At 42.5% G+C, this 19,085-nt stretch carries 19 protein-coding genes and 1 riboswitch; of the genes, 17 read left to right on the top strand and 2 right to left on the bottom strand.

Translation table 11 applies throughout. The features are described 5' to 3' along the window. Positions 1-66 precede the first annotated feature (66 nt). The 14 genes from tuf (at position 67) to A5870_RS11165 (ending at position 14,144) form a co-directional block, all read left to right on the top strand. A complete protein-coding gene (gene tuf / locus A5870_RS11230) occupies positions 67-1,254 on the top strand; it encodes an elongation factor Tu (RefSeq protein ID WP_005237121.1) in 1,188 nt (395 codons plus the stop codon). 215 nt (positions 1,255-1,469) lie between these two features. Next, on the top strand, positions 1,470-2,099 hold the full coding sequence (locus A5870_RS11225; RefSeq protein ID WP_086293424.1) for a lysozyme family protein: 630 nt from the start codon (positions 1,470-1,472) through the stop codon (positions 2,097-2,099). A gap of 157 nt (positions 2,100-2,256) precedes the next feature. Then, the gene (gene dnaG / locus A5870_RS11220; RefSeq protein ID WP_077452657.1) at positions 2,257-4,092 is read left to right on the top strand and encodes a DNA primase; all 1,836 of its coding nucleotides are present in this window, start codon (positions 2,257-2,259) and stop codon (positions 4,090-4,092) included. Positions 4,093-4,115: 23 nt separating this feature from the next. Beyond that, positions 4,116-5,222, top strand: coding sequence for an RNA polymerase sigma factor RpoD (rpoD, locus tag A5870_RS11215; RefSeq protein WP_005229298.1), 1,107 nt, complete (start codon positions 4,116-4,118; stop codon positions 5,220-5,222). A gap of 309 nt (positions 5,223-5,531) precedes the next feature. Then, entirely contained in the window at positions 5,532-7,415 is a 1,884-nt protein-coding gene (locus A5870_RS11210; protein ID WP_086292888.1) for a cell division site-positioning protein MapZ family protein, read from the top strand. 119 nt (positions 7,416-7,534) lie between these two features. Then, positions 7,535-8,242: an AzlC family ABC transporter permease gene (locus A5870_RS11205; RefSeq protein WP_081118793.1), complete on the top strand. Its 708-nt coding sequence runs from the start codon at positions 7,535-7,537 to the stop codon at positions 8,240-8,242. Continuing rightward, positions 8,235-8,552, top strand: a complete 318-nt coding sequence (locus tag A5870_RS11200) for an AzlD domain-containing protein (RefSeq protein ID WP_086292886.1) — start codon at positions 8,235-8,237, stop codon at positions 8,550-8,552. The genes A5870_RS11205 and A5870_RS11200 overlap by 8 nt, the downstream gene beginning before the upstream one ends. A gap of 34 nt (positions 8,553-8,586) precedes the next feature. Further along, positions 8,587-9,450 carry a CvfB family protein gene (locus A5870_RS11195; RefSeq protein WP_077452652.1) on the top strand — a complete coding sequence of 288 codons (864 nt, stop codon included), beginning with the start codon at positions 8,587-8,589 and terminating at the stop codon, positions 9,448-9,450. 109 nt (positions 9,451-9,559) lie between these two features. Beyond that, on the top strand, positions 9,560-10,012 hold the full coding sequence (gene fur, locus A5870_RS11190) for a ferric iron uptake transcriptional regulator (RefSeq protein ID WP_005237105.1): 453 nt from the start codon (positions 9,560-9,562) through the stop codon (positions 10,010-10,012). Between the two features lie 233 nt (positions 10,013-10,245). Beyond that, positions 10,246-11,136 carry a site-specific tyrosine recombinase XerD gene (gene xerD, locus A5870_RS11185; protein ID WP_005237104.1) on the top strand — a complete coding sequence of 297 codons (891 nt, stop codon included), beginning with the start codon at positions 10,246-10,248 and terminating at the stop codon, positions 11,134-11,136. Positions 11,137-11,150: 14 nt separating this feature from the next. Next, a complete protein-coding gene (locus tag A5870_RS11180; RefSeq protein WP_005237103.1) occupies positions 11,151-11,900 on the top strand; it encodes a segregation/condensation protein A in 750 nt (249 codons plus the stop codon). Further along, a complete protein-coding gene (gene scpB / locus A5870_RS11175) occupies positions 11,893-12,477 on the top strand; it encodes an SMC-Scp complex subunit ScpB (protein ID WP_005229316.1) in 585 nt (194 codons plus the stop codon). Before A5870_RS11180 ends, scpB begins: the two co-directional genes overlap by 8 nt. A 2-nt stretch (positions 12,478-12,479) precedes the next feature. Further along, positions 12,480-13,196 (top strand): pseudouridine synthase, encoded by a 717-nt coding sequence (locus tag A5870_RS11170; protein WP_077452651.1) that lies wholly within the window; start codon positions 12,480-12,482, stop codon positions 13,194-13,196. A 79-nt stretch (positions 13,197-13,275) separates the two neighbouring features. Beyond that, positions 13,276-13,400, top strand: a riboswitch (FMN riboswitch). A gap of 150 nt (positions 13,401-13,550) precedes the next feature. Further along, entirely contained in the window at positions 13,551-14,144 is a 594-nt protein-coding gene (locus A5870_RS11165) for an ECF transporter S component (protein ID WP_016613081.1), read from the top strand. A gap of 146 nt (positions 14,145-14,290) precedes the next feature. Here the strand turns inward: A5870_RS11165 and A5870_RS11160 are convergent, their stop codons facing one another. Further along, the gene (locus A5870_RS11160; protein WP_086292156.1) at positions 14,291-15,586 is read right to left on the bottom strand and encodes an ISL3 family transposase; all 1,296 of its coding nucleotides are present in this window, start codon (positions 15,584-15,586) and stop codon (positions 14,291-14,293) included. Between the two features lie 137 nt (positions 15,587-15,723). Further along, positions 15,724-15,939 carry a ferredoxin gene (locus A5870_RS11155; protein WP_086292883.1) on the bottom strand — a complete coding sequence of 72 codons (216 nt, stop codon included), beginning with the start codon at positions 15,937-15,939 and terminating at the stop codon, positions 15,724-15,726. Between the two features lie 26 nt (positions 15,940-15,965). Here A5870_RS11155 and A5870_RS11150 point away from each other — a divergent pair, with 26 nt between their 5' ends. From A5870_RS11150 to A5870_RS11140, 3 genes are all read left to right on the top strand, one after another. Further along, positions 15,966-16,961, top strand: a complete 996-nt coding sequence (locus A5870_RS11150) for a helix-turn-helix domain-containing protein (RefSeq protein WP_086292882.1) — start codon at positions 15,966-15,968, stop codon at positions 16,959-16,961. Beyond that, on the top strand, positions 16,955-18,337 hold the full coding sequence (locus A5870_RS11145; protein WP_086292880.1) for a RecQ family ATP-dependent DNA helicase: 1,383 nt from the start codon (positions 16,955-16,957) through the stop codon (positions 18,335-18,337). Before A5870_RS11150 ends, A5870_RS11145 begins: the two co-directional genes overlap by 7 nt. Positions 18,338-18,409: 72 nt before the next feature. Then, positions 18,410-19,036, top strand: a complete 627-nt coding sequence (locus tag A5870_RS11140; RefSeq protein ID WP_086292878.1) for an SAG1386/EF1546 family surface-associated protein — start codon at positions 18,410-18,412, stop codon at positions 19,034-19,036. Positions 19,037-19,085: the final 49 nt, after the last annotated feature.

Genomic DNA, 19,085 nt, shown 5'->3' with positions numbered 1-19,085 from the left:
AGCGTAAATCGCAAAAATATGATTCGAGTAAAACAGCGACTCAACTTTCTCTAGGAGGGAAACAATATGGCAAAACAACATTATGATCGTAGCAAACCCCATGTCAACATCGGAACAATTGGACACGTTGACCATGGGAAAACAACCTTGACTGCTGCTATTACCACAGTTCTTGGGAAAAAAGGGCTTGCCAATCCGCAAGATTACGCAAGTATCGACGCGGCTCCTGAGGAACGCGAACGTGGGATCACTATCAATACTGCCCATGTAGAATATGAAACAGAAAAACGGCACTATGCCCATATCGATGCACCAGGACATGCGGACTATGTGAAAAATATGATTACAGGGGCTGCCCAAATGGACGGCGCAATCTTGGTCGTATCAGCGACAGATGGCCCAATGCCGCAAACACGGGAACATATTTTGCTTTCTCGTCAAGTAGGTGTGAAACATTTGATCGTCTTTTTGAATAAAACGGACCTTGTCGATGATGATGAGTTGATTGATTTAGTGGAAATGGAAGTCAGAGAATTGCTGACTGAATATGATTTTCCAGGTGATGACATTCCTGTGATCAAGGGCTCTGCTTTAAAAGCCTTGGAAGGTGATCCAGAAGCAGAAGCAGCGATCTTAACGCTGATGGATACGGTAGATGAATATATCCCAACACCTGAACGAGATACTGACAAACCATTATTGTTGCCGATCGAAGATGTCTTTTCAATTACTGGACGGGGAACCGTTGCTTCTGGTCGGATCGATCGCGGAACAGTAAAAGTCGGTGATGAAGTAGAAATCGTCGGAATCAAACCTGAAACACAAAAAGCAGTCGTGACAGGAGTAGAAATGTTCCGTAAAACGATGGACTTTGGCGAAGCTGGTGATAATGTAGGGGTATTATTACGGGGAATCACCCGTGATGAAATTGAACGGGGACAAGTGTTAGCAAAACCAGGTTCCATCACACCACATACGAAATTCCAAGCAGAAGTCTATGTGTTGACAAAGGAAGAAGGCGGTCGCCATACCCCATTCTTTAATAACTATCGCCCACAATTTTACTTCCGTACAACGGACGTAACTGGGAATATCGTTTTACCAGAAGGAACGGAAATGGTTATGCCTGGTGACAACGTAACGATCGATGTGGAATTGATCCATCCAATCGCTGTGGAAAATGGAACGACCTTCTCCATTCGTGAAGGTGGACGAACAGTTGGCTCTGGTATCGTGACCACGATCGAAAAATAAAAATCAGTGAAACAGTGCTTCCTTTATCTGAAGGAGCACTGTTTCCTTTTTCATGTCAAACCATCAACAATCCCTCCATCAGCTTAGGATTGCTTGTTTTTTTCTAAATAATCTTGTGATTTTATTAAGGATTTTTTAGGAGAGAAAAAATTCTAGTCAGCCTGTTCATTTCATAGTACGATAGATTCTGACTTAGAAAAGATGGGATGTATTTGATGAGAAAAATTCGACGTTTCCTAGGATTTGTACTGAAGCTTGCGCTCTTGCTGCTGCTGATCGGAGCAGGGGTTTGGGGCTATCGAAATTACACGGCATTGAAAGCTGTCTATGCGTATGAAGAGGAAATCGCACAGCAGACAAAAGCCCACGACATCTCTGAATATCAGTCTTTAGCAATGAGTATCATGCTGACGGAGTCAAAAGGACAAGGCAATGACCCGATGCAAAGTTCTGAAAGTGTATATGGAAAACAAAATCAATTTGATACACCAGAACAAAGCATCGAACAAGGGGTTTCTTATTTAGCCGAGTTGATCGAAAAAGCAGAGCAAATGAATTGTGATCTTTGGACCGCAGTCCAGGCTTATAATTTTGGGACAGATTATATTGATTATGTCGCTGAACGGGGTGGCGTGAACACCTTAGAATTAGCAGAAACATACTCCAGAGAGGTTTTATCCCCGTTGTTAGGCAATGATACAGAACAAACCTATCGTTATTGGGGCATCCAATCGGTCTTTTATAATGGCGGTCATTTGTATCACAATGGCGGCAATATGTTCTATGCGGATCTAATAAAAATGAACCGGTGGAAAATCGACGTTACGGCGCGGTTTTTTTCTTGATCGTCAAGAAACAACGCAAGCAAAAAAGCTTGAAATACAAATAGAATATGGTAAAATCATTATGAGTGATTCTGTCTAATTATTCTTCGCACTGATACCTATTAGTGCGTTTTTTTACCTAGTAAACGATGAATACTTACCAAATGGAGGTGAGTGGATGGCACGAATTCCTCAAACGATCATTGACGATATTCGCGAACGCAGCAATATTGTTGATATCGTGGGACAGTATGTCCAGTTAAAGAAATCCGGAAAGAATTATTTTGGTTTGTGTCCCTTTCATAATGAAAAATCACCTTCTTTTTCCGTTGCAGAAGACAAACAAATTTTTCATTGTTTTGGTTGTGGTCGTGGGGGAAATGTTTACGGTTTTTTACAAGAGCTTGAAGGCATCAGTTTTCCTGAAGCAGTCGTCAAAGTAGCAGAAATGAACGATATTCCTCTTGATCCGCAATATCAACAGTCAGAAGGTATCAATGAGGCGACCTCACAAACGAGTCAACTGATTGCGCTGCATGAAAAAGCCGCCGAGGTCTATCATCACATGTTGGTGAATACGGCTGCTGGACAAGAAGCGCTTGATTATTTGTTGGATCGCGGATTGACGATGGCATTGATTGAAGAATTCAATATTGGTTTTGCGCCGAACGAACGCTCGTTTTTGGAGAAAGTCTTTTTGAATGAACAAGCCAAAGCTGAATTTTTTCCTGATACAGGGCTCTTTGTTCAACGAAACGATGGTTCATTGGCGGATCGCTTTTACCAACGAATCATGTTTCCGATTCGTAATCCTCAAGGAAAAACGATTGGTTTTTCTGGTCGTTGGCTGGCAAGCGAAAAAGTTGGTGATCAAGACCAGCCGAAATATTTAAATAGTCCTGAAACGATCCTTTTCAACAAACGCGAGGTTCTCTTCAACTTTGACAAAGCACGCCGTGCGATGCGCAAAGATGGCCAAGTGTATTTATTTGAAGGATTTATGGACGTGATCGCCGCTTGGCAGGCAGGAATCGAAAATGGGATCGCCTCAATGGGAACCAGCTTAACCAATCAGCAGATCGCCCATATCGAACGAGTGGCACAAGAAGTGATTCTTTGTTACGATGGAGATAGTGCAGGGGTTGAAGCAACGAACCGCGGGATCGATCTTTTGCAAAACAATAGCCGTTTAAAACTATCGGTGGTTCGAGTACCGGAACGGATGGACCCAGATGAGTATTTGCGCAAATATGGGACAGAAGCTTTTTATAAATTAGCTGTCCACGGCAAAGAAACGGTTTTTGCATTTAAAATGGATTATCATCGGACGAATCGCAATTTAGCCAATGAGAAAGAACAATTGGACTATGTCCAAGTTGTGTTAAATGAATTGCAGCGTGTGGATTCTTTGTTGGAGCAAGACCGTTATTTGACCCAGCTGTCTACAGAGTTCAATTTGAGTCGTGAAACCCTGCAGCAGCAACTCAAGCAAAACCGGCAAGAACAGCGGCCGATGCAAGATGCAGCGCCACCACCGCCAGCAGATAATCCTGTGGTCTTTACGCCGCCAACGCGGCAGCAGCCCAAAACACAGGTAGAAAAAGCACAAGAATTATTATTGTACCGTTTGTTTCATGACAGTACATTAAATCATCGCTTTCGAGCGAGTGGTATATCCTTTATCCATGATCGTTATCAACAGCTGTATCTGCTGTTTGATGCGTATATGGAAACAGAAGAACACTTTGTTTTAGCAAAGTTCTTAGATTTTTTAAAAGAAGATTCAATGAAAAAAATGGTGATCGATATTGCAGATCTTAAAGCTTCTGAGGAAGGGACTGAACAAGAATTTCAGGACATTCTGCAGGTCTTTCAAAAGTCGGGCATTGCTGAAGAAATCAATCAAAAACGAATCCAGCAGCAAGAAGCAAGACAAAAAGGAAACCAGCAATTAGAACTTGAACTAGCGATCGAAATCATTGATTTGACCAAACGGTTGAAACAAGCTAAATAGCGAACTGAAAGGGGCTTTCTTTCATGGCAGAAGAAACAAAAAAAACGTATGACAAAGCAGTTGCCGAATACATCCGAGAAAACAAAACAAAGGGGCAAGTTGTTTACGATGATATTACGAATCGTTTAGCAACGCCGTATACTTTGGATGCTGATGCAATGGACAAACTAATTCAAAAACTGGAGGATTCAGGCATCAGTGTCGTGGATGAAAATGGAGAGCCTTCAGTCCATAGTTTAAAGAGTAATGAAAAACGACAAGAAACCCAACCTCAAGAAGATCTGTCTGCACCGACTGGTGTGAAAATCAATGATCCCGTTCGGATGTACTTGAAAGAAATCGGTCGGGTGCCACTATTGACCGCAGAAGAAGAAGTGGCTCTCGCACTGAAAATCGAAGAAGGCGACCAAGAAGCAAAACAGCGTTTGGCAGAAGCCAACCTACGTTTGGTCGTTAGTATTGCCAAACGTTATGTAGGTCGAGGAATGCAATTCCTTGATTTGATTCAAGAAGGAAACATGGGTTTGATGAAAGCCGTTGAGAAATTCGACTACCGCAAAGGGTTCAAATTCTCGACGTATGCGACCTGGTGGATCCGTCAAGCAATCACCCGTGCCATCGCTGACCAAGCCCGCACCATTCGGATCCCAGTGCATATGGTAGAAACCATCAACAAATTGATTCGTATCCAACGGCAATTATTGCAAGACTTAGGACGCGAACCGACACCGGAAGAAATCGGTGCAGAAATGGATCTGCCGACAGAAAAAGTTCGTGAAATCTTGAAGATCGCTCAAGAACCTGTTTCATTAGAAACACCGATCGGTGAAGAAGATGATTCTCATCTAGGTGATTTTATTGAAGACCAAGATGCCACAAGTCCAGCAGAGCATGCGGCTTATGAGCTTTTGAAAGAACAATTAGAAGATGTACTGGATACCTTGACTGACCGTGAAGAAAACGTGCTACGCTTGCGTTTCGGAATCGATGATGGTCGTACTCGGACATTAGAAGAAGTCGGCAAAGTCTTTGGGGTAACGAGAGAACGGATTCGTCAGATCGAAGCAAAAGCGTTACGGAAACTACGCCATCCATCTCGTTCAAAACAATTGAAAGATTTCTTAGAATAATCAAGGTTTATCGACTTTCCAAAGGTCCTCTTTGGAAAGTCTTTTTTGTTCTGGTTCTGTCATCTCTTCACAGGATCAGTAAAGAACTTAATAAAAACGTAACCAAGCAAGTGTTGGCTAATTGCTTAGAATGTGATAAATTTAATTTTGTGCATCTGCATAATTGAGTAATTAAAAAGAAATGCGAAGAAGATCTATTATTTGTCGGTCTTTGAAATAGGGAGCAGTGGGCGCATCAAGCGTTTGATCTGGTAGGTTACTGCTCCATAAAAAGGAATTGCAAAAAACAAAAGGAGTCAGTTTGAATCAATGAAGAAGACATGTCCTGAATGTGGATTTCAAGCAATAGAAGAAACATCCGTTTGTCCCAATTGCGGGTTTCAATGGAAGCAAGCAAAGGAGAACCAACAGGAACCAGCATCTGACTCTTCCGTTACGCCAGAAGAGCTACAAAATAAAAACGATGATATTCGCTGGTCTGACTTTAAAAATGTTCCGATTGGAAAAATGGAGGAGCATTTAGGTGATCGGCCGTCCTCGAATGAAGAAACGATCGACCTTGCGCAGCAGGAGGCCCTTCCCGATGAGCAAAAAGTAGCACTTGAATCAGAGTCCAAAAAAGAACCAGAAACGGCGGAAAACTCTGGGTCTAAAGAAGACCAAACAACATCAGCCAGCGAAGAAGTAAATGAGACCGATGCATTAAATACGGATGATCAGCATGACTCTGAGATTTTGGCTGCTTATATCCGGCAGCACAAACTTGATGAAGAAGCCAAGGCAGCTGCAGCTTTGGAAGCAGAAGAAGCCGCTGTTGATCTGTCCTCTGCTGAAGCAGAAAGTCAGGTGCAAGCCAGCGAGGAATCTCTGCCGGCAAGTGAAGAGGAAGCAGTGATGGAGCCAGTTCCAGTTATTGAAGAAGCTGGGAAGCAGCCAGAGCCAGTCATCGATCCAATTCCTGAACCAATCACCGTAGCGGAGGAAACACCGCAAAAGGCGACTGCTGAAGAAAAAACACCTGTTTCTACCGAAAACAAGAAGAGCCCTCGTAAAGCACTCTACATTACAGCGGCTTGTCTATTAGTGGCAGCAGGTGGTGGTTGGGCGTATTACTATCAACAACAGCAACAAGAAGCTGCCCGACAAACGCAACTGGCGCAAGAGAACCGCACGTTAGATCAGATCGAAAATGAGCTGAATGATTTTTATACAGATGATGAGCGTGTGTTCATTAAAAGCGACAAAACAGCAGAACAGTTGGCGGCTGTGACGAATCAGTTGGCAGATTTTCAAGACCACGAACGATACGATGCCTTGTCGCAAGAAGCAGAGACGATCGCTGACAAACTAGCGGCTTTAACAGAGATCAACAGCTATTTCAGCAGTCCTGCCGTTGTGGGGGATCAGTTGGAAGAAGTCCCCTTGAAAGAAGCTGCTGCTGTCACAATGTCGAAGCGTGAGAACGGGGATGCCTTTGATGAGTTGATCAATCAAGCCATCGACATGGGACAAAAAGAGTTCAGCGCGATCGAGGAAGTTCAAAATGCAGTGAAGAGCATGGTGGCTTTAAGTGGTGATGGGGAAGCTCCGGCAAGTGTCACCCGCGAGAACTACAATGCTTTAATGAAAAAAGTCCAAGCGTTGTCAATCGATTCATTGGTGGAAAGTCTTACGACTGAACTGCGTAAAGTCGATACTGCCTTGACGAAGCGTGAAACAGCTACTCAACAAGCAGCGGCGCAACAACAAGCCGAACAAGCAGCGGCTTCTGAGAACAATTCTTCAGCTTCGAGCGGTGGTTCTTCAAGCGCTGCGGCACCAGCGCAAAGTACTTCTGAAGAAGAGTATGTCCTTTCGCCAAATACGCCAACAAATACTAACAATCAACCAATCATTCCAGCTCGTCAAAGTGATTTGGATGATGTGAACAATAGTGCTTGGGTGTGGGCGGATGGCGTCCAAGAAAAAATCATCGCCACAGCGATTGCCCGTGGTTATGTGGTGGAAGGCGGCTATACTTTTGAACGTGTGCGAATCGTCAATGGTGAAGGCTATTACAATTTTTATGCGACAAATGCCCAAGGTAGCTTGCTCAAAGGAACGGACGATTCAGCCTTCCCGCTATACTTATTTACGGTAAACGCCAAAACCGGCTATTTCAGAGGCAATGGGAACGATCACACCGTTCGCTAAATCCCCTGAGTCACTAGCAAAATTTCAGAGTAATTACATGCACATGTGAAAAACTCTTGTTTCCCCTCCCTGTTTTCGATATGATGAAAGATAATCGTTCAAACAAGGAGGGGTTTTTTGTGCAGAAAATGGAAAGATATGATCGGTTTGAAGATGGAGTCATTGCTTGTGTACCAACGATTCTTGGGTATCTGGGCATTGGTTTTGCGATGGGGGTTGTGGGAAAAGGCGTTGGGTTGTCTATTTTAGAAATTATTTTAATGTCTATTATTGTCTATGCTGGCAGTGCCCAATTTATCATTTGCGCGTTACTAGCGATTCAAGCACCCTTCATGACGATCGTCGCAACAGTTTTTTTAGTGAATTTACGACACTTTTTGATGAGCTTGTCAGTAGCTTCCTATTTTAAAAAGACACCTTTGCTTTCTGCTATTGGGATTGGGACGCTTTTGACCGATGAATCTTATGGTGTTTTGACGACAGCACTGCAACAAGACAAACCAATCACAGCGAAATGGACCCACGGGTTGAACGTGATGGCTTATTTGAGTTGGATCTTCGCAACCTTCTTAGGCGGATTATTAGGCTCGTTTATTCCAGATCCGGAAGCGTTAGGCTTAGATTTTGCCTTGGTAGCCATGTTTGTTGGTCTTTTTTTATTTCAAGTAGAGCGACCGCTTAAGAAGAAAACCCAGCAAACCCTCTTAGTACTAGGGGCAGTTGTGGGGACATTGATTTTATTTATGCGTTTTTCGACAGCTGAGATTGCGGTAATTGCGGCGACCTTGGCAGGTTGTTTGGTTGGGACGGTGACACATCATGACTAATTTTGTTATACTAATGCTAGCATGTGGGTTGGTTACATGGATTCCGCGGATCGTTCCTTTTTTATTTTCTAAAAAGCTGGTCTTTCCGGAGTCCTTCACCATCTTTTTGAGTTACTTACCTTTGTGTATTTTGGCGGCATTGTTGGTGCAAAATTTGTTGATCTTTCGTGAAGGGCAATTTCCCCTCCTGAAAGTCAAAGAAGCTGTTGCCTGTATCCCAGCATTGTTGGTGGGGTATTATACCAAAGATTTGATGAAAATCGTTATTACAGGCGTTATTGCTATGGCACTGCTGCGTTTCTTTTTATAGCAACGGGCAGTTTTTATGAAGAAGGAGAGAATAGATGAAAGACTTATTAGCATCCGTATTTAGCGGATTGATCATTGATGAAAATGAACAAAATTATTTTGTTCAAAAAGGCGGGGTTACCTTCCGACTAGCCAAGGAAGAAGGCGAGCATCATTTAGGTGAAGCAGTCGAAGGGTTTGGCTATCAAAATCAAAAGCAAGAAAATGTGCTCACTACGAACATTCCGAAAAGCCGCAAAGGGCATTATGCCTTTGGTACAGTCACAGGAAGCCGTCGCGACTTAGGCGTTTTCGTCGATATCGGTTTAAAAGACAAAGATATGGTGGTTTCATTAGATGAATTGCCAACGATGCGGGAACTTTGGCCTAAAAAAGGCGACCGCTTGATGGTCAGCTTGCGGGTCGATGACAAAGAGCGTATTTGGGCTTCATTAGCAGATGAGAAAATTTTTAAGGCATTGAGCAAAAATGGTACGGAGCAAATGAAGAATCAAGATGTTACAGGTACCGTGTACCGTTTGAAGTTAGCGGGTACTTACTTGCTGACGGATGATTTTTATATTGGCTTCGTCCATCCATCAGAACGGTATCAAGAGCCGCGCCTTGGGGAAGTGGTCAAAGGGCGAGTGATTGGGATTCGTCCAGATGGTGTCTTGAACCTTTCATTGAAACCAAGAGCCCACGAAGCGATCTCAAATGATGCCGCCATGGTTCTAACCTTTTTAGAACGAGCACCTGAGAACAAAATTCCTTTCACCGACAAATCAGCACCGGAAGAGATTTTACAAACATTTGGTATTAGTAAAGGCCAATTTAAACGGGCATTAGGAACCTTGATGAAACAGCGTTTGATTGAGCAAAAAGACGGCTTTACGATTCTTATCAAAAAACCTAATTGAGAATACTTGTTTCTTTTATCGTTCTAATTTATAATGATTACAATGTTTGTCTTGAGTGATTCTCACTCAGATTAGAATCGTTATAAATTAACGGCATACGGAGGCAACTATGAACACAACAGCAGCGTTAAAAAAGACCAAGAAACAATTGCACGAGTCGGGGTTTAAATTAACTCCTCAGCGAGAAGCGACGTTATTGGTCTTATTAGAAAATGAGAAAGACCATTTATCCGCCGAAGAGATTTTCTTTTTTGTGCGAAAAAAAAATTCTGAGATTGGCTTGGCAACCGTCTATCGAACGTTGGAGATCTTAACGGATTTGAAAATCGTCGATAAAGTCAGCTTTAATGACGGTGTCGCTCGCTATGATCTACGCAAAGAAGGTGCCAAACACTTTCATCATCACTTGTTGTGTTTGGAATGCGGCAATATTGAAGAGGTTGAAGAGGATTTGCTGGGCAGTGTCGAAGAGATCGTTGAACAAAAGTACCATTTTTTAGTAAAGGATCATCGGTTGACATTTCATGGTGTCTGCCAAAAATGCCAAAGCAAAGCCGAGTAATTGTACTTTGGCAATTTTAAATAAACGTTTGTTATCACCCGAATGATAGTCAGATGGTTTCCAATAGGAAGAGCGCTATTTTTTCCAATTTGAAAGAAACCGAAAAATCTGCTATTATTCGGGTGTTTCCTTGGGCAAACGATATGGGTAGGTGCCTCTTTTTTATTGGCAAGCTACTATCTTAACGAGCCAGAATTTGATATGATAAAAAAGCTGAAAGTAGAGGGAGCCCCATGAACGAACAAATCATTGATTATCTTCATTATTTGACCATTGAGCGCGGGCTATCCCAAAATACCCGTGCCAGCTACCAACGAGATCTGCAACAGTATCTTGCGTTTTTACAAAAAAAACAAGTCACTCAGTGGCAGCAGATCGACCGAGTGATCGTTTTGTCTTTTTTGCAAAGTCTGCAAGAAGCGGGAAAATCCTCGGCGACCGTGATTCGGATGGTCTCTAGTTTGCGAAGATTCCATCAATTTTTGCGTCAAGAACGGTTTACCGATCATGATCCAATGCAGCATATTGATTCACCGAAAAAACAGCAGAAGCTGCCTGATACCTTGAGTTTACAAGAAGTGGAGCGGTTGATCGAAACACCGGATACGCGAGCGGTGTTGGGCATCCGTGACCGAGCGATTTTGGAAGTGATGTATGCAACGGGCTTACGTGTCAGCGAGTTGATCGGTTTGAAATTAAACGATTTGCATTTAAGTATGGGGTTGCTGCAAACAACCGGGAAAGGCGACAAAGAACGGATCGTTCCATTAGGGGATCTAGCGATTCAATGGATCGAAACCTATCTCAGCGATGCGCGTCCGTATTTGACGAGAAAAACGCCAGATGAAAGCCATCTGTTTGTGAACAACCACGGCACGCAACTGTCTCGTCAAGGGATCTGGAAAAATTTAAAGGCCTTGGTTCGACAAGCTGGGATCACCAAGAATGTGACTCCCCATACGTTGCGCCATAGTTTTGCGACCCATCTATTAGAAAACGGGGCAGATCTGCGAACGGTTCAAGAGTTGCTAGGACACGCAGATATCTCGACCACTCAGATTTACACGCATATAACGAAGAAACGGATGACGGAAGTGTACAAGCAGCACTTTCCGCGCGCCTAGAAATCGAGGATGGAATGGAAGAAATCAAAATAAAATTGGCTGTCTTTGAAGGACCGCTGGATTTGCTGCTTCATTTGATCAAAAAACTGGAGATCGATGTTTATGATATTCCAGTTGCTACCATCACCGAACAATACATGCAGTACATCCATGCCATGAAAATTTTAGAATTAGAAGTCGCTGGAGAATATTTAGTTATGGCGGCGACTTTGATGGCGATCAAAAGCCAGATGCTATTGCCTAAACAAGAATTGATTGCTGAAGTCGAAGAGTACGAAGAAGATCCGCGGGATATGCTGGTGGCACAACTGCTAGAATACCGGAAATTTAAGTACGCAGCCGAACAGCTTTCAGAAAAAGCGGAAGAGCGCAGTTTGTATTACACGAAAGATCCAATGGATGTCGATGAATACAAAGAGGAAGAAGATCAATTAAGAGCCAATCAATTCAACACGATCGATCTCTTTTTGGCTTTTCAAAAAATGGTCGAGAAAAAGAAAAATCGCCAAGTACTAGAAACCAAGATTTCTCCTGATGAAAGCACCATCGATGAAAAGATGGCGGCGATTCAGTTGGAGATGCAGCATGTCAGTGCTAAAAAAGGCCGCAGCTTCGATTCGTTTTTTACCTCTTACAATAAAACAGAAGTTGTGGTAACCTTTATGGCACTATTAGAATTAATGAAAAAAGGAACGATTCGAGTAGAGCAAACAGACAATTATGCGTCGATTCTGCTCTATCCAACAGGTAAAGAAGATGAGTAAATATAGTGAATTAGAAGCGATCTTATTCGTCGTCGGTGATGAGGGGATCGGACTTGAAGAACTAAGTTATTTAGTCAAAAGTAATACTGCCAGTGTCTATCAGCATTTGCAGGAATTAAATCAGCAATATGAAGAAAATGAACATACTGCGTTGCATATTCTAGAAGTCGGCAATCATTTTATCTTAACCACTAAGAAACAATTTGCCCCTTTATTGAAGAAATATGCCGAATCACCGATGGGTAGTTCATTGTCGCAAGCGGCTTTGGAAACTTTGTCGATCATTGCTTACAAGCAACCGATCACTCGGATGGAAGTAGAAGAGATTCGCGGCGTCCAATCCAGCGGCTCGGTTCAAAAACTGGTGGCAAAACGGCTGATTGAAGAAAAGGGCCGCGTGGACGGACCAGGACGAGCGATCTTATACGGTACGACGGAATACTTTATGGATTATTTTGGCTTAAAAAGTTTGGCTGAATTGCCTGACATCCAATCAATGGAAGATGAACTTGAAGAAGATGCACCGTTTGATCTTTTTTACGACCGCTACAAACAAGCAGAAACAGAAGGAGAATGAAGATGGAACGTTTGCAAAAAGTGATTGCCCATGCCGGCATCACCTCAAGAAGAAAAGCTGAAGGATTGATAACCGAAGGCCGAGTGCGAGTGAATGGACAAGTAATCAAAGAATTAGGGGTCCAAGTCAGTTCAAAAGACGTCGTTGAAGTCGATGGCATACCGATCGAACAAGAACAACACGTCTATTATTTGTTCTACAAACCTCGTGGTGTGATTTCAGCTGTTACGGATGATAAAAAGCGCAAAGTCGTTTTGGATTATTTTGCTGAAGTGCCTGAACGAGTGTATCCAGTCGGACGCTTGGACTATGATACCTCCGGTTTACTGCTCCTGACAAATGATGGGGAATTATCACAGACACTGATGCATCCAAAACACGAAGTCGACAAAGTGTATGTTGCCAAGGTCAAAGGTATTGCGGATAAAAAGCAGCTGCTCCCATTGACAAAAGGGATTCGGATCGAAGGCCGTAAGACGGCACCTGCTCGCTTTGAAATCTTATCGACAGACCAAACGGCGCAATCTAGTATTGTGCAATTGACGATCCACGAAGGTCGCAACCATCAAGTCAAAAACATGCTAAAAGCAGTTGGTTTGCCTGTGCAAAAACTAAAACGGGAAAACTATGGTCCGTTAGATCTGAAAGGTCTTCGTCCAGGGGAATACCGAGAATTGTCGAAGAAAGAAGTCAGCCAGCTGAAAAATAGTGCAAAATAGTTGAAAAGTATCTGAAAACGTAACTATTGTTAATTTTTAGATTTTGTGTATAATAGAACATGTAATAAATAGAATAAAGGTTCGTCTTCAGGGGCAGGGTGCAATTCCCGACCGGTGGTTATAGTCCACGACCTATTTCTTCGGAAATAGCTGAATCGGTGAAATTCCGATACCGACAGTACAGTCTGGATAAAGAAGATAGAGCGTATTTGATTTGCTTATGGCTATTTCGAATGCCCTCTTTTTTCCCTGTGGAAAAAAGAGGGCATTTTTTGTCTGGCGCCGACAAGAAAGCCGAGGAAATTTAATAGGTTCGTTTGAAGAGGAATCCTGAACTTAGGAGGATTTATACTGATGAACAACAAAACAAGAAAAATGGTGACAATCGCCATGTGTGCTGCTATGGGAACAATTTTGCAATTTATCGCTTTTCCAATTTTTCCGGCATTCAGCTTTCTAAAGATCGATTTTAGTGATATTCCCGTGATGATCATGATGTTTTTATTTGGTCCTTGGAGTGGGGTAGTGACTGCCTTCATTCGTTCGGTCCTACATTTGTTCTTATCTGGTTTTTCACCTGCTGATATGGTGGGGGATACGGCAAGCTTTTTAGCATCATGTGCCTTTACTTTACCAATGTACTACTTTTTCCGCAAAGGTATCCACACCAAAAACAAAATGGTTGGTGTCATCAGCGGTATCTTGTCGGTAACGATTTTTATGAGTGTGGCGAACCTATTTGTGATCACACCGCTTTACCTACGCTTTTTCGGGGTCACAGCCGATCAATTTTTAGGAATGTCTTTGCCGCAATATGTGGCGATCGGGATCTTACCTTTCAATTTGGTTAAAGGCGCAATCGTCAGTGCCGTCTTTTTAGCACTACATGCCAAACTGCTGCCATGGTTGGCTCGTAAGCAGCCCCATCATTCTGCTATAGGAAAATAAAAAATGAGCCGACTTGCTGTTGCAGACGAAAGGTCTGTCAATGGCAGGTCGGCTTTTTTATTTTGGCTCTTTGTCAATAAGGACTGATGAGTTGTGCAAAATCAAATCTGGGTCAGAATGAACCACATTCTGGCTCAGATTTTTTGTTATCTCACTTTGATTAATTGATTGATCAAAAAGATTCTAATTCTCATGTTCTCGAATGATTTAAATCCGTAGGATACTCGTTTCATTGTCTTTATGTGGGTATTCTTCGCTTCTATTTTTCCATTGGAATAAGGATAGATCATTGCGTTGGTGATGCCTTCTTCATGGGTAAGAAGGTTTTGAAGCTTTTCCCGAAAGCTGTCATCTAACGTTTCAGGAAGTTCTGTCAATAAGGAGAAAAATAAGTCAGGGTCTTTGTCTCGAAAGGCTTCAACTAATTCATGAAAAAAGGGATACGCCTCCTTCAGGGGCGTAGAAAACTCAAGCAATCGATCAATCATCATTGCTTCAGTAAGAAATGGGTATTTTGGTGCTCGGAAACTTTTCCATGTTTTGTATTCATAATGGTTGATGTTTGCACGATTTTTTAGCAAAAAGCGCCAATTCTTTTTCAGTTTTTCTGCCTGGCTTTTCTGTCCTGCTTTACGAAGTTCATTCATTTCACGGATACGCAACTCATTGAACGCTTGATTCATGTGTTTGACAATATGAAACCGATCAATCACTATTTTCGCTTTTGGCAGAACACGTTTGGTGAGCTGGAAGTAGGCGGCGTTCATGTCTGTCACCAAAAATTCTACTTCTTCTGGATTGGTACACCCTAAGAAATAGCTTGTTAATCGAGGTAATTTACGCGTAGGCAAAACATCGATTAATTTTCCTGTTTCACCATCTGCGCAAATAAAGCTCATTTTATCTTCTATGGAAGCATGCGAACGAAATTCATCAACCATCAATACTCTTGGGAGAATCTTCTTAGATTGTTTTGGTAAATAGCTTTTAAACTCTTTTAATGTACGAATAACGGTGGTCAAAGATACCTGACAGCTTTTCGCAATAAAAGATAAAGATACTTTTTCAGTCAGTAAAGAAGCAATTTTATATCTCACATGATTTGCGATTGAATGTCTGGGTTGGACAAAATAACTTTGAGCAGTCCAATGGGTGCGACAGTTTTTACAGGTATAGCGCTGCTTTTTTAGGCGCATAACCAAAGGCATATGATTGTATTGCTCAAAACGGACAATCGTTTCCTTCTTCCCATTTTTCACTATAATTGATTTCCCGTTTCCATCTACCACAGTAGAACCACAACTTCTACAAGCACGAGGATTAGGCGAGAGAACAGCATCGACGACCAATGTCTTTTTCTTCTGAAGGGTCTCGTAAGAGACCTCTGTAATCATCAAATCTTTCTCTGTTATTCTCAGCATTTTTTTGATAGAATCATTCATATAGCATATCGTCCTCTCAGTTGTTTATTTTGTGGTGATTTAATCATACTAGAGAACGATATGTTTTTTAATACCTAAAATGAAAATGGGGCTGAAGAATCAATTCTGATTCATCAGTCCCATAAATTATAGAGCCTTTATTTTTCCATGATAATCGCACGGGTAGGGCATTTGCGACAAGCAGTTTTGACTTTTTCTTGTTGTTCTTCTATGATAAACTGTTGCCGAGCACTCGGTTCTTGGGCAAATAAAACGATCCCATCTTCATCATAATCGAAGATCTCGGGGGCATAGATCGCACATAGGCCACAAGCAATGCAGCGCTCAGGAACAATTTTACAGCGTTGTGACATTTTTTAGTCCTTTCTGGAGGGAAGATATGGATTCTTTTATTTTAGCGCTGTTTTCTGATACTGACAAGCTACGCCCATCGACACTTTATCAAATTCTCATTGGAAAGCGTACTAGCTCTGTTTTGAGTTATGCCTTTTTTTATGATCGCTTAGGTCTTTTTCAAGCGATGCCACAGTTGAATGAGAGGGAGTATCAACAAGCGATCGCTGACTTGATCCAACAAGGGATGTTAAGTCGGGATTCAGATGGTCTGCTGCTCAAAAGGACCGTTGCAAATTATGAGCAGTCCAGAGAAATGTTGTTGCATCAGATGGATTATTTTCGGTATGGACGAACGACGGAGGAGGCTTGGCGTTTTGTCCGACTGCTGGTTCAAGCAGCTGCATATCAAGGGGTGACCAATCAGTATATTCCTGTTGAGAACACGCCCTTATATACAGAACCTGTGCGTCGACTGATCCATCAATACCCTGAAATCAAAAAGATCACTCATCGAGAACTTTCGGCAGTTTTTGACCAGCTTCCCGCAGAAGTTGCAGATTTTTTAGCGGGCACCTTATCTGGTCCTGATCTTCTTGGGCAGGCGTTTTTCCAACTTTTGCCAGAATCTGTACAAGGTAAGCCTTGGGACAATCTTTATGTAGGAGCTGCGATCCATCAATTTTTAGCCCTGGTCGAAAAAGAGCCGCAGATGGTACTGTTTCAAGGATTATCGCCTTTTCTAAATAGGAATCTGAATCAAAGTATGCTGGAAAGTCGTGCATTATTCTTGCAAGGAGCTTCTGTTGAGCAGATCATGGAAAAAAGAAGGATCAAACGAGGAACCGTTAATGATCATTTGATTGAATGGGCACTGCTTGATCCGACATTTCCGTATCAGCGCTTTGATACAGCGTTGCTGAATAAGCTGCCAGCAACTTCTTGGAAAAACAGCTATCAAGAATTACAGGAACTTCTGGCGACAGATTTTTTGACGATCCGTTTGTTACAGATTGCTCAGAAACGGGGGATTCGATGTTAGAAAACGCACTGAATCAGTACTTTGGCTTCAAAACATTTCGTCAAGGACAAAAAGAAGTCATCGAAAGTGTTTTAGCGCAGCAAGATACGTTAGCGATTCTGCCTACCGGGAATGGCAAAAGTCTCTGTTATCAGCTGCCAGGGTACCTCATAGATGGCATCGTGATCATTATCTCACCGCTTGTTTCTTTAATGGAAGATCAAGTCTATGGCTTACAAAAGCAAGGGGAAAAACGCGCGATTGCATTTAATAGTCAACTGGACCTTGCCGATCGTCACTATGTGATGCAGCACTTGCAGAAGTACAAATTTTTGTTTTTAAGTCCAGAAATGATCGTGCAAGAAGCCATTTTGCAACAACTCGAACAAGCTAAGATCGCTATGTTCGTGGTGGATGAAGCTCATTGTGTTTCGCAATGGGGCATTGATTTTCGACCAGAGTACCTGCAGCTTGGTGAAGTAAAAAAACGCTTGAAGGCACCCGTCACATTAGCTTTGACGGCTACTGCTACGGCCCAAGTCGAAGCAGATATTCGGCAAGTGTTGTTAGCAAAGAACGCCAATGTCTATCGTTATTCGATGAACCGTAGCAATATCGGCTTGTTCGTAGAGCAAACAACAGACAAAGATGCGGCATTAGCAGACTATCTCAGCCGCTTAGGCGGGGCTGGGATCATTTACTGTTCCACAAGAAGCAAAGTCGAAGAAGTCTATAATAAACTGCGTCAGCGCTATTCGGCAGGTTATTATCATGGTGGTTTAGCGAGTGATCAAAGAAAAACGTTGCAGCAGCAGTTTTCTCAGAATAAATTAAAATTGCTCGTCGCAACCAATGCGTTTGGGATGGGGATCAATAAAGAAGATATTCGTTTTGTGATCCATTATGACTTGCCTGATTCGCTAGAAAACTACAGTCAGGAAATCGGTCGAGCAGGCCGCGATGGCACACAAAGCAGTGCGATCTTGCTTTATCAGGAACACGATGAGCAGATCCACTACTTCTTTCAGCGAGAAAACAAAGAAGAACGCCGTGCTTTAGAACGAATGGTTCAGGAAAAGAGGAAAGAACCCTTGACACCGCTGCAAGAAAAATGGCAGCAGAAGATGAAGGAGTTGGGGGCTGCGTTTTGGCTGGAAACGCTAAAACAAAACGAACAGCAAAAGCAAGAACAATTACAAAAAATGTTGGCTTATATTCATTTTACCGGTTGCCGCCGTCAGTTTTTATTGGCGCATTTTGGAGAAAAAGTGCAACAGAATCCTTATTGTTGCGACCATGACGGGATCGAATTGGCAGTAGAAGAAGAGCTTTTAGAAAAAAAAGTCATCCTTCATTGGCAAGAACGTTTAATAAAAATTTTTAAAGATATAAATTGAATCGTATTTTGCAGGACAGTTTTTATTTACCTATGGTATAATACATCGGAAGGAAACTAGGAGGGAATACGAGTGAGCAAGAAAGACAATGACTACAATTCAGAAAATCAAGAACCGTGGGAACAACCAATCTATGATACAGAATACGATGATTCTGCATCAAGATCCCAACAAAGAAAACAAAAGCGTGGGAATTCACTCTTTTTGACGATCGTTTTAGTTTTGCTTTTCTTGATCGTGGCAATTCCGGTTGGTGCCGGTATTTGGGTGTTGAATCATAACAGTGATGCCCCGACCGCAGCAAGTTCGAGCAGTACAGTAGAAAGTACGACAGAATCTTCGACAACCGAGTCATCGACAACGGAATCATCCACTACTGAATCGACAAGGGAAACGAGTTCGTCAACAAGTGAATCAAGTTCTTCATCAAGCAGTAGCAGTTCTACACCAGCTTCAACGACGCCATCAAGTAGTAGTGAGCCGGCTCAACAAGAAAACAATGCAGGGCAAGACACTACGCAAAATAATCAAGGGCAAGGAGCGACTGGTACCGAGGAATATACGACGGTGCAAGCAGGTGAAGGTCCTGAACAAGTGGCAGCCCGTACAGGCATCTCAGTTGAAACCCTATATCAATTAAATGGGATTGATCCAAACAACTACATGCTATACCCTGGCGACACATTACGAATTAAATAAAAAACCGCTTTGGCGGTTTTTTTTCTTGGTAGGAAGAAGCCAAGGTGAA

This window comes from Enterococcus sp. 2G9_DIV0600, assembly GCF_002140615.1.
Classification (GTDB): domain Bacteria; phylum Bacillota; class Bacilli; order Lactobacillales; family Enterococcaceae; genus Enterococcus_D; species Enterococcus_D innesii.
The sequence above is the reverse complement of the archived record's forward strand: the minus strand, read 5'-3'. Positions and strand labels throughout refer to the sequence as shown.

Bases quoted from the DNA above. Each gene is read 5' to 3' on its own strand.
- A5870_RS11155 (WP_086292883.1), bottom strand. From the start codon at position 15,939: ATGTCACAACGCTGTAAAATTGTTCCTGAGCGCTGCATTGCTTGTGGC.
- A5870_RS11160 (WP_086292156.1), bottom strand. From the start codon at position 15,586: ATGAATGATTCTATCAAAAAAATGCTGAGAATAACAGAGAAAGATTTG.
- A5870_RS11225 (WP_086293424.1), top strand. From the start codon at position 1,470: ATGAGAAAAATTCGACGTTTCCTAGGATTTGTACTGAAGCTTGCGCTC.
- A5870_RS11210 (WP_086292888.1), top strand. From the start codon at position 5,532: ATGAAGAAGACATGTCCTGAATGTGGATTTCAAGCAATAGAAGAAACA.
- xerD (WP_005237104.1), top strand. From the start codon at position 10,246: ATGAACGAACAAATCATTGATTATCTTCATTATTTGACCATTGAGCGC.
- rpoD (WP_005229298.1), top strand. From the start codon at position 4,116: ATGGCAGAAGAAACAAAAAAAACGTATGACAAAGCAGTTGCCGAATAC.
- A5870_RS11180 (WP_005237103.1), top strand. From the start codon at position 11,151: ATGGAAGAAATCAAAATAAAATTGGCTGTCTTTGAAGGACCGCTGGAT.
- tuf (WP_005237121.1), top strand. From the start codon at position 67: ATGGCAAAACAACATTATGATCGTAGCAAACCCCATGTCAACATCGGA.
- dnaG (WP_077452657.1), top strand. From the start codon at position 2,257: ATGGCACGAATTCCTCAAACGATCATTGACGATATTCGCGAACGCAGC.
- A5870_RS11165 (WP_016613081.1), top strand. From the start codon at position 13,551: ATGAACAACAAAACAAGAAAAATGGTGACAATCGCCATGTGTGCTGCT.
- A5870_RS11170 (WP_077452651.1), top strand. From the start codon at position 12,480: ATGGAACGTTTGCAAAAAGTGATTGCCCATGCCGGCATCACCTCAAGA.
- A5870_RS11150 (WP_086292882.1), top strand. From the start codon at position 15,966: ATGGATTCTTTTATTTTAGCGCTGTTTTCTGATACTGACAAGCTACGC.
- scpB (WP_005229316.1), top strand. From the start codon at position 11,893: ATGAGTAAATATAGTGAATTAGAAGCGATCTTATTCGTCGTCGGTGAT.
- A5870_RS11200 (WP_086292886.1), top strand. From the start codon at position 8,235: ATGACTAATTTTGTTATACTAATGCTAGCATGTGGGTTGGTTACATGG.
- A5870_RS11195 (WP_077452652.1), top strand. From the start codon at position 8,587: ATGAAAGACTTATTAGCATCCGTATTTAGCGGATTGATCATTGATGAA.
- A5870_RS11145 (WP_086292880.1), top strand. From the start codon at position 16,955: ATGTTAGAAAACGCACTGAATCAGTACTTTGGCTTCAAAACATTTCGT.
- fur (WP_005237105.1), top strand. From the start codon at position 9,560: ATGAACACAACAGCAGCGTTAAAAAAGACCAAGAAACAATTGCACGAG.